Source organism: Mycobacterium colombiense, assembly GCF_003284935.1.
GTDB classification, from domain to species: domain Bacteria; phylum Actinomycetota; class Actinomycetes; order Mycobacteriales; family Mycobacteriaceae; genus Mycobacterium; species Mycobacterium arosiense_A.
Genome location: NZ_QMEV01000092.1, coordinates 1 through 13,709 on the forward strand (window position 1 = coordinate 1; position 13,709 = coordinate 13,709).

Below are 13,709 nucleotides of genomic sequence, written 5' to 3' on the forward strand. Positions count from 1 at the left end.
CCGGCGCGTTCGCGGGCGCCAACCTCACCCTGCTCGCGGTGACGACGGCGGTCGTGGCGCTGCTGCTGATCGCCACCTACCGCTCCCCCGTGCTGTGGCTGGCCCCGCTGCTCGTGGTCGGATTCGCCGATCGAGTGGCCGCGGCGGTCGGCACGGCGGTCGCATCGCTGACCGGGTTGAGCTTCGACGGGGCCACCTCAGGGATCACCAGCGTGCTGGTGTTCGGCGCCGGTACCAACTACGCGCTGCTGCTGATCTCCCGGTATCGACAGGAGCTGCGCCACTACGCCGGGCACCGCGCCGCCCTGCGGCAGGCCGTGCGCAGGGCCGGGCCGGCGATCGTGGCCAGCAACGCCACCGTGGTGCTGGCGTTGCTCACCCTGCTGTTCGCGTCGACGCCGAGCACCCGCAGCCTGGGCGCGCTCGCGGCGTGCGGCCTTGTCGTCGCCGCGATGTCGGTGCTCGTGATCCTGCCCCCGCTGCTCGCCCTGTGCGGCCGGCGACTGTTCTGGCCGTTCATTCCGCGCGCGGGCGACGACGACACCCTGGACTCGGGCGCGTGGCATCGCGTCGCGGCATGGGTCAATCGGCGCCCCGCGCTGGTGGCCGCGGTCGCGGTCGCCGCGCTTGCGGTTCTTGGCACCGGCTTGCTGGGAACCCGAATCGGATTGACGCAGACCGAACAGTTCCGCGTGCGGGCGGACTCGGTGGCCGGTTACACCGTTGTGGCCCAACATTTTCCGGCCGGTCTGACCAATCCGACGCTGGTCATCGGCGCCACCGATCGCGCGTCGGCGCTGCGGCGGGCGATCAGATCCACCTCGGGCGTCGTCTCGGTGACCGAGTCCGGCCAATCGGGATCCGGGCTGACGAAGTACTCCGTGGTGATCGACGCGCCACCGGCGTCCCCGCAGGCGTTCACCGCCGTTGCGGCACTGCGGGATTCGACGCGGGCCGCCGACCCCGCGGCGTTGGTGGGCGGGCCCGACGCAGCGGCCCTCGACGTCCGCGACGCGGCCACGCATGACCGGGTGCTGCTGATCCCGGCGATCCTGGCCGTGATCCTGGTGGTGCTCTATGTGGTGCTGCGCTCGGCACTGGCGCCACCGACGCTGCTGGCCGCGACCATCCTGGGCGCGCTGGCCGCGCTCGGCATGGGCGGGTGGGCGAGCCTGCACGTCTTCGGGTTCCCGGCGCTGGACAACACCACCCCGCTGTTCGCCTTCCTGTTCCTGGCGGCCCTCGGGGTGGACTACACGATCTTTCTGGTCACCCGGGCCCGCGAGGAAGCCGCGCGACCCGGCGCCGGCGACGCGATGGTGCGGGCGGTATCGGCCACCGGCGGCGTAATCACCAGCGCGGGAATCGTTTTGGCGGCGGTGTTCTGCGTGCTCGGGGTGTTGCCGTTGATCGTGTTGACCCAACTGGGCATCATCGTCGGCCTGGGAATCCTGCTCGACACCTTCGTGGTGCGCACGCTGGTCATCCCGGCGTTGTTCGCCCTCATCGGCGACCGGATCTGGTGGCCGACCAATCCGGCACACGCCAAACCCGTTGAGCACCAAGCGGACCGGAAGCAACCAGAACGGAGCACGCCGTGAACAGGTCGATACTGGCCGCGACCGGCCTGGCCGTCGCCGCAACAGCTGGAGCCGGCAGCGTCGCCAGCCGCGACGCCATGTCCCGGTGGTATTCGAGGCTTCGCAAGCCCGCCTACCAACCACCCCGTGCCGCCTTCCCCACGGTGTGGACCGCGCTCTACGGGGACATCGCCGTCACGTCGGCGGTCACCCTCGACCGGCTGCGGGCGACCGGGCGGCACGACAAGGCCCGCGGCTACGCCGTGGCGCTGACGGTGAACCTGCTGCTGAACGCCGGATGGAGTTGGCTGTTCTTCCGGTACCACAGACTCGGGGCGGCCACGGTCGGGGCGGCGGCGCTGACGGCCAGTAGCGCCGATCTGGTCAGGCGCACGGGCGAAGCCACGCCGCGCGGCGGGCTGGCGCTGCTCCCCTATCCCCTGTGGGGTGGCTTTGCGACCGTCCTGTCCGCCCACATCTGGCGACTCAACCGCTAATCATGCCGGCGCTGTTGTGGTTTCGCCGCGATCTGCGGTTGCGCGATCATCCGGCGCTGCTCGCCGCGGCCGACAACGACGACGTGCTCGCCTGCTTCGTGCTGGATCCGCGCCTGGAAAAGTCCTCGGGACAACGGCGACTGCAGTACCTGGGCGACGCACTGCGGCGGCTGCGCGACGACCTCGACGGCCGGCTGCTGGTCACGCGCGGGCAACCCCACGCCCAGATTCCCCGCATCGTCAAAGAAGTCGGGGCGTCGTCGGTGCACATCTCCGAAGACTTCGCGCCGTTCGGCAAGCGCCGTGACGAGCGGGTGCGCGCGGCGCTGGGTCCGGTGCCGCTGGTGGCGACGGGGTCGCCGTATCTCGTCTCGCCCGGTCGCGTCGCCAAACCGGACGGCTCGCCCTACAAGGTGTTCACCCCGTTTCTGCGCCAGTGGCGCACGACGGGCTGGCGCGAACCGGCGAAGTCGACCGCCGAGTCCGCACGGTGGCTGGATCCGGCGGGCCTGCCGATCACGCAGTGCGACATCCCCGATCCCGGTGCCGCCCTCGAGGTGGCCGCCGGTGAGGCGGCGGCACGCAAACAGTGGAAGTCGTTCGTGGACAACGGCTTACGGAGCTACGCCGAGGACCGCAACCGGCCCGACCTGACCGGGACCAGCCGCATGTCGGCGCATCTGAAGTTCGGCGCCATTCATCCGCGCACCCTGGTCGCCGACCTGGACGCGCGAAGCGGCGGGGCGCAGGCCTTCTTGCGCGAGTTGGCTTTCCGGGACTTCTACGCCGACGTGCTGCACCACCGGCCGGCCAGCGCCTGGCGGAACTGGAACAGCGATTTCGACGGCATCCAGACCGACACCGGTGCGCAGGCCACCCGCCGCTTCGAGGCGTGGAAGGCCGGCGAGACGGGTTTTCCGTTCGTGGATGCGGGCATGCGTCAGCTGCGTGACACCGGCTTCATGCACAACCGGGTGCGGATGGCCGTGGCCTCGTTTCTGGTCAAGGACCTGCACCTGCCGTGGCAATGGGGGGCCGAATGGTTCCTGGATCAGCTGGTCGACGGCGACATGGCGAACAACCAGCACGGCTGGCAGTGGTGCGCGGGCTGCGGCACCGACGCCGCGCCCTACTTCCGGGTGTTCAACCCGGTCACCCAGGGCGAGAAATTCGACCCGTCGGGCGATTACATCCGGCGCTGGGTGCCCGAGCTGCGCTCGGCCGACGACGTGCACCTGCGCAAGGGCCAGCGTCCCGACGGCTATCCCGAGCCGATCGTCGACCACGCCGCGGAGCGCGCCGAGGCGTTGCGGCGCTACCAGAGCATCTGAGCGCGCTTCGCCGTCGCGCCGCTGCCGCCGACTCCGCGAACTGATGTGCGTCGTCTGCCATCCGCTAGCACCGGCGCTAGCGGATTCGAAAAGCGGTTTATGGTGCGAAGACGTTACCGCTGTGACACGAGTGGCCGTGGTGACCCGCAATGGCAGCAACGGCCGCACCCGCCGGCCCACGTTTGCTGAAACGTCCTCCCGAAACCGCTGGGCATGTCACGATCAGCCAATTCATCGTTGGCAAGCCAGTCGAAAGGCGAGATGACCAACTTCATCATCCGGACGCTGCTGATCTCGGGGGCGGCGGCGGGGCTCACCGCGGGCATCGGCGCCTGCTCGTGCTCCATCGGCACGTCGCACTCGGTGAGCAAGAGCGATGTCGCCGGCCAGATCACCGCCAAAATGACCGACGCGGCGGGCAACAAACCCGAGTCGGTGAACTGCCCCACCGATCTGCCCGCGAAGGTCGGCGCGCAGATCAACTGCGACATGAAGGTCAAGGACCGGCCCTTCAACGTCAACGTCACGGTGACCAACGTCAACGGCAGCGACGTCAAGTTCGACATGGTGGAGACCGTCGACAAGAACCAGGTCGCCAGCGCGATCAGCACCCAGGTGGGCCAGCAGGTCGGCCGCAAGCCGGACGCGGTGACCTGCCCCGACAACTTGAAAGGCGTTGTGGGAGCGACGTTGCGGTGTCAGCTCACCGACGGCGCCGACAAATACGGCGTGCTGGTGACCGTGACCAACGTCGACGCCGGCGACGTCAACTTCCACTTCAAGGTCGACGAGCAGCCGCAGGCCGCCGGCTAGCGGGCCGCCTTCTTGCGCTCGATGTCTGCCAGCGCGGCCGCCAGTTCGGCGCGCTGCGCGGCCGAGCTCTCCCAGGCGAGCTGGCGGTTCTTGACCACCTTGGCCGGCGCGCCGACCGCGATCGAGTAGTCCGGAATCACCCCGCGGACCACCGCGTGCGACCCCAGCACGCAACCACGCCCGACGGACGTGCCGCGCAGCACCGAGACCTTGACGCCCACCCAGGTGTCCGGACCGATCCGGACCGGGGACTTGACGATGCCCTGGTCCTTGATCGGCAGGTCGATGTTGTCCATGCGGTGGTCGAAATCGCAGACGTAGCACCAGTCGGCCATCAGCACCGAGTCGCCGAGTTCGATGTCGAGGTAGGCGTTGATGACGTTGTCGCGGCCCAGCACCACCTTGTCGCCGAACCGCAGCGAGCCCTCGTGCGCGCGGATCGTGTTCTTGTCGCCGATGTGCACCCAGCGGCCGATCTCGAGCTGCGCGAGTTCGGGCGTCGCGTGGATCTCCACGCCCTTGCCCAAAAACACCATGCCGCGGGTGATGATGTGCGGGTTGGCCAGCTTGAACTTCAGCAACCGCCAATAGCGCACCAGGTACCACGGGGTGTACGCGCGGTTGCGCAGCACCCATTTGAGCGAGGCGAGCGTGAGGAACTTGGCCTGGCGCGGGTCGCGCAGGTTTGATCCACGCCAGCGACGATGGACCGGGGCACCCCACATGGATGTCATGGCCGGAAAGCCTAGTCGAGAGGCCAAGCGCTACCCTCACGTGTACTCGATCGCCGCACCCGCCGAACGCCCTGCGGAAGGACTTGGAAACCGACGTGTTTGCCCGACGACTCGTCAGTGGGCTCCGGCGTTGTTCATCCGCTGCGCTGGCCGCCGCGCTCGCGGTGCCGCTCGGCGCGTGCGGCAACACCGACACCTGGGTGGACGCGGCGGCCGCGCAGGGCTGGCCGGCCCAGTACGCCGACGCGGCGAACAGCAGCTACACGACCGTCGGCGGCGCCACCAAGCTGTCGCTGCAATGGACCCGGTCGGTCAAAGGAACGTTGGCCGCCGGGCCGGCGCTCAGCGCGCGCGGCTATCTGGTCCTCAACGCCCAGACCTCGGCGGGGTGCTCGCTGATGGAGTGGGAGAACAACGACAACGGGCGGCAGCGCTGGTGCGTGCGGCTGGCCCAGAGTGGCGGTTTCGGCGGCCCACTGCTCGACGGTTTCGACAACGTCTACGTCGGCCAGCCCGGGGCGATGCTGTCCTTCCCGGTGACCCAGTGGACGCGGTGGCGCCAGCCGGTGATCGGCATGCCCACCACGCCGCGGTTCCTCGGACACGGCGAGCTGCTCGTCGCGACCCACCTGGGGCAGGTGCTGGTCTTCGACTCCCATCGCGGCCAGGTGAGCGGGAGCCCGCTCGACCTGGTCGACGGCGTCGACCCCACCGACGCCGCCCGAGGGCTGGCCGATTGCGCCCCGGCCCGCCAGGGCTGCCCGGTCGCGGCCGCGCCCGCCTTCTCGCCGGCCAACGGCATCGTCGTGCTCGGGGTCTGGCAGCCCGGCGCTGCCGCCGCTGGTCTGGTGGGGCTGAAGTACCACCCGGGGCAGTCGCCGCTGCTCACCCGCGAATGGACCAGCGACGCCGTCGGCGCCGGCGTCATCGCCAGCCCGGTGCTGTCGGCCGACGGATCGACCGTCTACGTCAACGGCCGCGACCAGCGACTGTGGGCGCTGCGCGCCGCCGACGGGAAAGTGAAATGGTCGGCGCCGCTGGGCTTCCTGGCGCAGACGCCGCCCGCGGTCACCCCGCAGGGGCTGATCGTGTCGGGCGGCGGGCCCGACACCCGGCTGGCGGCGTTCAAGGACGCCGGTGACCACGCCGATCAGGTGTGGCGCCGCGACGACGTGTTCCCCCTGTCGGCGTCGAGCCTGGCCGGCACCGGCGTCGGTTACACGGTGGTCAGCGGTCCACCGGCGAACGGCGCCCCCGGCATGTCGCTGCTGGTGTTCGATCCGGGCAGCGGGCGCACCCTGAACAGCTCCGCGCTGCCCGCGGCGACCGGATATCCGGTCGGAGTGTCGGTCGGCGCCGATCGCCGGGTGGTGGCCGCCACCAGCGACGGCCAGGTTTACGGTTTTGCGCCGGCCTGACCGGGACATACTGCTGTAGTGCCGATCGACGATCCCGCGGCGCACGGCGCCGTGACCACCAAGACCACCGCAAGCCCGCGCGCCAGCACCGCCGACATCGTGGCGACGTCCGTCCTGCTGGTCATCCACGGCGGTCTCTACGCGGCCAGCTTCGCGCTGTTGGGCCTGCTGGTGATGACCACCGACGCCTGCGGCTCCCGGCAATGCGGCAATCCCGCCTGGATCGACCGGGCCATGAACCTGGGCACCTGGGGCGGCGCCGCCCTCCTGGTCGTCGACATCGTCGTCGCCGTGTACTTCCTGGTGCGGCGGCGGCGGGCGTTCTTCGTCCCGCTCATCGGTTGCGCGGCGCAGGTGGCGCTGGCGCTGGGCGCCGTGGCCATGGAGCTGCAGGCCGGCCCGGTCTAGACCGCCAGCGGCGGGATGGCGTTGCGCGGCACCTGGGCCTGCAGCGCGCCGCCGAACGCCGGCAGCATCTCGCCCGGCGCGAAGTAGAAGATCAGCTGATCGTCGGTGATGGCGAAGTTCTGATAGTGCGTCGGATCATGCCCGGTCGACGGCAAAATGGCGGCGCCCAAAGGGGTTTGGCGTTCCAGGTCGCGCTGCACGATCGGGAAGATGGCGTCCAGCGGCGTGGCGCCCGCAGGGAACAGGTTGTCGAAGGTCAGGGGCTGTTTGGTCGCGAGGTTGTAGTTGAACGCCTTGTACCAGATCGACGAGTGCGATCCCCCGACGTCCTGGAAGAACTTGAGCACGACGCTGCGGGTGTTGTGCGGCGGCTGCCCGGCGCTGTGCTGTTCGGTGGTGGCCTCCAGTTGGTACGGCTGGTCGCGCCCACCGGAACTCTGCGCGACGGCGACGAAGCCGTCCCGGTTCTGGGTGATGTAGTCGGTCAGTGCCTGTTCGTCCGGGTAGTCGGCGGGAAAGGTCATGTTGAGCGTGTAGTTGGGGCCGGTGGCGTGCAGATGGCACAGCTGGCCGGCGTCGACGCTGCCGCCCAAACTGGCACACGACGGCGGCTCGGCCGCGGCCGGCCAGCCCAGGAAGACCGCCGACGCCAGCAGCGCAGCGGCTATCAGAAAACGCATCGTGGAATCGTCCTCGCAGAGTGGCCGGGGCCGGTGACCCGGAGAAGTGACGCCGCCAGCGTACCCGGCGCTAGCGGGAGGGCCGGCAAACGAACGCCATCGCCCGGCTGGCGCTCCGCGCGCCGATGCGGGCGATGACCACCGAGAGCGCGCGGCTCCCGCGCAACCGCATCCGTTTGCGCAGCGCGTCCGGGTCGACGCGCACCCCGCGCACCAGCACCTCGAGCGAACCGCAGTCCCGCGCCGAGAGCGCCTGGCGCAGGCGGCGCTCGTCGAAGACCAGCTGGTCGAGCACCTCGAACCCGCGGTCGGCGTCCGGTAGCCGGTCGCCGGAGAGGTAGGCGATGTCGGGGTCGAGCTGCCACAGCTCGTGGCGCGCGGCGTAGTGGCGGACCAGCCCGGCCCGCACCACGGCGCCGTCCGGGTCGACGATCCAGCGACCGGCCGGCCGCACTGGGCAGTCGCCGGGATCGGCGTCGGTGAGCTGCTCGCCGCGGTCCAGCATGTTGGCCCGCCGGCCCACGCCGGGCGGCGCCAGCCCGGCCGACCACAGGCATGCTTCCCGGACCGAACCCCGATACGACGTCACCTCGATCTCGCCGTCGAAGCCCAGGCGCCGCACCTCGTCGAAATCGATTCCGGGAGCACACTTTATGACGAACTGCCGGTGGCGGTAGGTGTCGAGCAGCGGGCCCAGGCCGGGCTGGTAGTCGTCGATGCGCAACCGCCGCCGACCCTCGACGCGCCGGGCCGGATCGGCGACGAGCACGGCGTCGCGGGTGACCGGTCGCAGCGCGTCTGCGCGGCAGATCCAGGCCGACTCCCCGACGTTGCGGCGCGCCATCGACAGCCGCACCGGATCGATGTCGCTGCCCACCGCGACGATCCCGCAGCCGTGCAGCGCGGCGAGCTCGGTGCCGATCGAACAGGTCGCGTCGTGCACGACGCCGTCGGGCGCGGCGCCGGCCAGTCGCCTGGCCCGGTGCAACGCCACCGGCGCCGCGGTGGCCTGCTGCAGCGCCTCGTCGGTGAACAGCCACTCCGGGCCCGCCAGCCCGCCGAGCTTGTCCAGGGCGCGGCGGCGCAACAGGACCGTCTCCACCAGCACCGCGGCCCGGTCGCCGAATCGGGCGCGCGCCGCGGCGACGTCGCCGACCCGGGTGGCGTCGGTCAGCTCGAGCTCGGCGACCTGCGCCAGCGCCGCGGCACCCGCGTGGGACCGCAGGTAGCCGACGTCGTCCGGGCTGAACCGCAGTCCACCGCTCAGGAGGGTTTGACCCCGGTCACCATCACGTTGTAGAACCAGCCCTTCGGGACCACGCGGCGCCACACGTTGGCGTCCACCCAGCTCAGCGTCTTCCAGCCGTTGAACGCGAACTTCGCCCAGCCCCAGCCCAGGCGCCCGGGCGGCACCGACGCCTCGAAGGTGCGCACCGGCCAGCCGAACATCGCGGCGGTGAACTCCTCGCTGACGGTCCGCACCTGGGCGGCGCCGGCGTTGGCGGCCATCCGCTCCAGGTCGCCCGGGGTGAAGGTGTGCAGGTCGACGATGGCCTCCAGCGCCGCGGCACGGGAGGATTCGTCGAGCTCGGCCTGGGGGCGCCGCCAGCCGCCCAGGCCGGGCAGCTTGGTGACGTTGGTGGCGATGCGCCAGGTCAGGGTGGACAGTTCGCGGGCGTAGACGTCGCCGGCGCTGGTCGGCTCGCCGGCGAAGACGAACCGGCCGCCCGGGCGCAGTACCCGGATCACCTCGCGCAGCGACAGCTCCACGTCGGGGATGTGGTGCAGCACGGCGTGCCCGACGACCAGGTCGAAGGTGTTGTCCTCGTACGGGATTCCCTCGGCGTCGGCGACCCGGCCGTCGATGTCGAGGCCCAACGACTGCCCGTTGCGGGTGGCGACCTTGACCATGCCCGGCGACAGGTCGGTCACCGATCCACGCCGGGCCACCCCGGACTGGATCAGGTTGAGCAGGAAAAACCCCGTGCCACAGCCTAATTCGAGAGCGCGGTCGTAGGGCAGTTCGCGCAGCACCTCGTCGGGCACGATGGCGTCGAAGCGGCCCCGCGCGTAGTCGATGCAGCGCTGGTCATAGGAGATCGACCACTTGTCGTCGTAGGTCTCGGCTTCCCAGTCGTGGTAGAGCACCTGGGCCAGCTTGCTGTCGTGCCGGGCGGCTTCCACCTGCTCGGCGGTGGCGTGGGGCGTCGGAACGGCGTCGGTCGAACTGGTCATGCAGGGCAGCCTAACGGCCGCCGGGATCCGCCCGATCGGCACCGCCCTGACCAGCGGAGAACACCTCGACGTAGCGGCGGCGCTCGGCGGCGAGCCGTTCGGGCGGCGCCAGGTCGAAGACGTCGTTGATCCCGGCCTTGGCGGCGGCCAGCGCGTGCCGCGGCCCGGCGAGAAAGCGGCGCGCCCACCCGGCGGCGGCGTCGTACACGTCGTCGGGGGCCACCATCTCGTCGATGAGGCCCAGCGCCAGGGCCTCTTCGGCGTCGAAGAAGCGGCCGCTGAACACCAGCTCCTTGGCTTTGCTCGCGCCGGCTGCCCGGGTCAGGCGAGCCATCGCGTCGCCGCCGGGCATCAGTCCGGCCAGGATTTCCGTCGCACCGAACTTCACGTTGTCCCCGCTGATCCGCCAGTCGGCGGCCAGCGCCAGCGTGAGGCCGGCGCCCAACGCGTATCCGGTGATCGCGGCGACCGTCGGCTTCGGGATCGCCGCGACGGCGTCGATGGCCTCCTGCCGGACCCGCGCCACGCTCTCGGCCTCGGCTCCCCGCAGCGTCCGCAGCTCGGGCATGTCGTCGCCGGCGGAGAAGATCTCGTGGCCGCCGAACAGGATCACCACGGCGACGTCGTCGCGCCGGCCCAGTTCCTCGGCCGCCGCGATGACCTCCCGGTAGACCTGGCGGGTCATCGCGTTCGTCGGGGGGCGCGACAGCAGCAACATGGCCAGCCCGGCGTCCTGCGACCCGTCGCTGACCACGACGCTGATGAACTCGCTCAATGCCGCCATCCCATGCCGCCCGCTTCCCGCGCCTGGTGGTAGCGGTCGGAGTCGAAGAACTCGAACACCCAGTTGTCGCCCTGGATTTCCAGATGCGGCTGCACCGGCACGATCTGGCGCTCGACGGCCAGCACGTCGGCCACGGTCCGGCCCGCCAGCGAGTCCAGCTGCGTCCAGGTCGGGGGCAGCAAGAAGCTGCGGCCGGCCGAGAAGTCGTCGATCGCGGCCTCCGGCGTGGTCCAGCCCGCCCGGTCGGACTCGGTGTTCTCCCCGTCGGCGCGCTGCCCGCGCGGCAGCGCACCCACGAAGAAATAGGTGTCGTAGCGCCGGGTGCGCTCGGCCTCCGGTGTGACCCAGTTGGCCCACGGCCGCAACAGATCCGAGCGCAGCTCCAGCTTCTCGCGGCGCAGGAAGTCCGCGAAGGACAACGTGCCGTCGGCCAGCGCGCGGCGGGCGTCGCCGTAGACCGAGGCGTCCTCGACGATGCTGTCCGGTGCGCCCGCCGGCCCGGCGAACAGCACCCCCGACTCCTCGAACGTCTCGCGGGCCGCGGCGCAGACCAGCGCCTCGGCCAGGTCGGGTTCGATGCCGAAGCGCTGCGCCCACCACTGCGGCGGCGGCCCGGCCCACGCGATGTCGGCGTTGCGGTCGCGTTCGTCGACGCCGCCGCCGGGGAACACCATGGTCCCGGCGGCGAATTCCATCTTGGCGTGCCTGCGCATGAGGAACACCGCGATGCCGCCCGGGTCGTCGCGCACCAGCATCACGGTCGCCGCCGGCCGTGCGACCAGCGGGGCTTCGTCGGGTGACGTCATATCGGCCTCCGGTGGGCAGCGCGGGTGCGGACTCGCCGGGCGAAATAGCGCCCGTCGACGACGTCGAGGGCGATCGCCTGGCCGAACGCGGTGGACAGGTTCTCGGCGGTCAGCACGTCGGTCAGCAGGCCCGCGGCGACCACCTCGGCTTCCGAGAGCAGCATGCAGTGACTGAACCCGGGCGGGATCTCCTCCACATGATGGGTGACCAGCACCAGCGCGGGGGCGTCGGGGTCGGCGGCGAGGTCGGCCAGCCGGGCGACCAGCTCCTCGCGCCCGCCCAGGTCCAGACCGGCGGCGGGCTCGTCGAGCAGCAGCAGCTCGGGATCGGTCATCAGCGCGCGGGCGATCAGCACCCGCTTGCGCTCACCCTCCGACAGGGTTCCGTAGGTGCGGTCCGCCAGGTGCTCGGCCCCCAGGCTCTCCAGCATGTCGATGGCCCGCCGATAGTCGACGTCCTCGTAGCGCTCGCGCCACCTGCCCAGCACCGCGTAACCGGCCGAGACGACGAGATCGCGCACCACCTCGTCGGTGGGGATCCGCTGCGCCAGGGCCGAGGAGCTCAGCCCGATCCGGGATCGCAGCTCGGTCACGTCGACCCGGCCCAGCCGCTCGCCGAGCACGAAAGCGACGCCGGACGAGGGATGTTCGGCCGCCGCGGCGATCCGCAGCAGCGAGGTCTTGCCGGCCCCGTTGGGCCCGACGATCACCCAGCGTTCGTCGAGTTCGACCGTCCAATCCAGCGGCCCCACTAACACGTTGCCGCCGCGCTTCAGCGACACCTGCCTGAAATCGAGCAGCAGATCGGGGTCGGCTGACTCGCTTCCGTTTTCGGGCACCCGACCATCGTGCCGTACCGCGACGCCCGAATACCTGCCGGGTCGCTACGACTCGGGCGGGATCTCGACCCGGCGAACCTCGCCGTCGATGGCGTCGGCGGCCTCGATTTCGCCGCGGGTCACGCCGAGCAGGAACAGCACGGTGTCCAGATAGGGATGGCTCAGCGACGCGTCCGCGACCTCGCGCAGCGCGGGCTTGGCGTTGAACGCGATCCCCATCCCCGCGGCGGCCAGCATGTCGATGTCGTTGGCGCCGTCGCCCACGGCGACGGTCTGCGCCATCGGCACCCCGACCTGGCTCGCGAAGTCCCTTAGCGCCGTGGCCTTTCCGGCCCGGTCGACGATCGGGCCGATCACCCGCCCGGTGAGTGTGCCGTCGACGATCTCGAGCTCGTTGGCCGCGACGTAGTCCAGCATGAGTTCCTCGGCCAGCGGCTCGATGATCCGGCGAAACCCGCCGGACACGACGCCGCAGGCGTAACCCAGGCGGCGCAGGGTCCGCAGCGTGGTGCGGGCCCCGGGCATCAGTTCCAGCTGGTAGGCGACCTCGTCGATCACGCTGGCGGGCAGGCCCGCCAGCGTCGCCACCCGCTGCTCGAGCGACTGCGCGAAGTCCAGTTCGCCGCGCATCGCGGCGTCGGTGATCGCGGCGACCTTGCCCTCGGCGCCCGCGCGGGCCGCCAGCATCTCGATCACCTCGCCCTGCACCAGCGTCGAGTCGACGTCGAACACGATGAGCCGCTTGGCCCGTCGTTCCAGGCTGTAGTCCTCGACCGCCACGTCGACCTGTTCCTCGCTGGACACCCGGTTCAGGACGGTCCGCAGCGCCCCGTCCGCACCGGGCGGCACCGAGACCCGCAGCTCCAGGCCGATCACCGGATAGTCGGAGACACCGCGGATCAGGTCGATGTTGACGCCGAGCCCGGCCACCTCGCGGGCCACCGCCCCGAACGCACTGGCGGTGATGGGCCGGCCGAGCACGTAGATGGTGTGGGTCGAGGGCTCCCGCATGATCGGCACGTCGTCGCTGCGCTCGATGGTGACGTCGAGACCCACCTTGCGGATGGCCGATTCGACGTCCTGGCGCAGCTGCGCACCGTCGGCGACCTCGGTCGGACAGCACACCAGCACGCCCAGCGTCAGGCGGTGCCGGATCACCACCTGTTCGACGTTCAGCAGCTCGACCCCGTGCCGCGACAGCGCCTCGAACAGGGTGGCCGTCACGCCCGGTTGGTCCACGCCGGTGACGGTGATCAGCACCGACACCTTGGGTGGTGAGCTCACCCCGATAGCCGCCCTACTGCTGAGGCGTCGAGCGATCGGGTTCGGTGCGCGGACCGAAGCCCTTCGGCGATTCGAGGGCCGTGGCGTGGCGGCCCACATGCGCCTCGGCGCGCAGCCGCTCCACCATGTGCGGGTAGTGCAACTCGAATGCCGGGCGCTCCGAACGGATCCGGGGCAGCTCGGTGAAGTTGTGCCGCGGCGGCGGGCAGCTGGTCGCCCACTCCAGGGAGTTGCCGTAGCCCCACGGGTCGTCGACCGTGACGACCTCGCCGTACCGCCAGCTCTTGAAGACGTTCCAGA

Annotated in this window: 14 protein-coding genes and 1 pseudogene; 6 read left to right on the forward strand and 9 right to left on the reverse strand. The window is 70.8% G+C overall.

Annotated features, from left to right (window positions below; translation table 11 throughout):
• From DQP57_RS24375 to DQP57_RS24390, 4 genes are all read left to right on the forward strand, one after another.
• Positions 1-1,601 (forward strand): MMPL family transporter (locus DQP57_RS24375; protein WP_112635224.1); only part of this gene is annotated, 1,601 nt, incomplete at its 5' end.
• Positions 1,598-2,077 carry a TspO/MBR family protein gene (locus tag DQP57_RS24380; RefSeq protein ID WP_112635226.1) on the forward strand — a complete coding sequence of 160 codons (480 nt, stop codon included), beginning with the start codon at positions 1,598-1,600 and terminating at the stop codon, positions 2,075-2,077. The genes DQP57_RS24375 and DQP57_RS24380, both read left to right, overlap by 4 nt.
• Positions 2,078-2,079: 2 nt before the next feature.
• A complete protein-coding gene (locus DQP57_RS24385; RefSeq protein WP_112635227.1) occupies positions 2,080-3,408 on the forward strand; it encodes a cryptochrome/photolyase family protein in 1,329 nt (442 codons plus the stop codon).
• A gap of 261 nt (positions 3,409-3,669) precedes the next feature.
• Positions 3,670-4,221, forward strand: a complete 552-nt coding sequence (locus DQP57_RS24390; protein WP_112635229.1) for a DUF4333 domain-containing protein — start codon at positions 3,670-3,672, stop codon at positions 4,219-4,221.
• Here the strand turns inward: DQP57_RS24390 and DQP57_RS24395 are convergent.
• A complete protein-coding gene (locus DQP57_RS24395) occupies positions 4,218-4,955 on the reverse strand; it encodes an acyltransferase (protein ID WP_064952277.1) in 738 nt (245 codons plus the stop codon). The genes DQP57_RS24390 and DQP57_RS24395 overlap by 4 nt on opposite strands.
• Before the next feature lie 146 nt (positions 4,956-5,101).
• On the opposite strand from DQP57_RS24395, the gene DQP57_RS24400 reads away from it, so the two are divergent.
• The gene (locus DQP57_RS24400; protein WP_240631870.1) at positions 5,102-6,373 is read left to right on the forward strand and encodes a PQQ-binding-like beta-propeller repeat protein; all 1,272 of its coding nucleotides are present in this window, start codon (positions 5,102-5,104) and stop codon (positions 6,371-6,373) included.
• Positions 6,374-6,391: 18 nt separating this feature from the next.
• Entirely contained in the window at positions 6,392-6,781 is a 390-nt protein-coding gene (locus DQP57_RS24405; protein WP_112635233.1) for a DUF6264 family protein, read from the forward strand.
• On the opposite strand, the gene DQP57_RS24410 is transcribed toward DQP57_RS24405, so the two are convergent.
• From DQP57_RS24410 to DQP57_RS24445, 8 genes and pseudogenes are all read right to left on the reverse strand, one after another.
• On the reverse strand, positions 6,778-7,461 hold the full coding sequence (locus tag DQP57_RS24410) for an esterase (protein ID WP_112635235.1): 684 nt from the start codon (positions 7,459-7,461) through the stop codon (positions 6,778-6,780). The genes DQP57_RS24405 and DQP57_RS24410 overlap by 4 nt on opposite strands.
• A gap of 70 nt (positions 7,462-7,531) precedes the next feature.
• Positions 7,532-8,767, reverse strand: coding sequence for a class I SAM-dependent methyltransferase (locus tag DQP57_RS24415; RefSeq protein ID WP_240631871.1), 1,236 nt, complete (start codon positions 8,765-8,767; stop codon positions 7,532-7,534).
• Complete coding sequence (locus DQP57_RS24420; protein WP_112635243.1) at positions 8,725-9,696, reverse strand: class I SAM-dependent methyltransferase; 972 nt, start codon at positions 9,694-9,696, stop codon at positions 8,725-8,727. Before DQP57_RS24420 ends, DQP57_RS24415 begins: the two co-directional genes overlap by 43 nt.
• A 10-nt stretch (positions 9,697-9,706) precedes the next feature.
• On the reverse strand, positions 9,707-10,471 hold the full coding sequence (locus tag DQP57_RS24425; RefSeq protein ID WP_112635247.1) for an enoyl-CoA hydratase: 765 nt from the start codon (positions 10,469-10,471) through the stop codon (positions 9,707-9,709).
• Positions 10,468-11,286: an NUDIX hydrolase gene (locus DQP57_RS24430; RefSeq protein ID WP_112635237.1), complete on the reverse strand. Its 819-nt coding sequence runs from the start codon at positions 11,284-11,286 to the stop codon at positions 10,468-10,470. Before DQP57_RS24430 ends, DQP57_RS24425 begins: the two co-directional genes overlap by 4 nt.
• Positions 11,283-12,125, reverse strand: a complete 843-nt coding sequence (locus DQP57_RS24435; RefSeq protein ID WP_112635239.1) for an ABC transporter ATP-binding protein — start codon at positions 12,123-12,125, stop codon at positions 11,283-11,285. Before DQP57_RS24435 ends, DQP57_RS24430 begins: the two co-directional genes overlap by 4 nt.
• A 45-nt stretch (positions 12,126-12,170) precedes the next feature.
• A complete protein-coding gene (gene serB / locus DQP57_RS24440; protein WP_112635241.1) occupies positions 12,171-13,409 on the reverse strand; it encodes a phosphoserine phosphatase SerB in 1,239 nt (412 codons plus the stop codon).
• A 13-nt stretch (positions 13,410-13,422) separates the two neighbouring features.
• Positions 13,423-13,709: pseudogene (locus tag DQP57_RS24445) on the reverse strand (cytochrome ubiquinol oxidase subunit I); the annotation flags it as partial.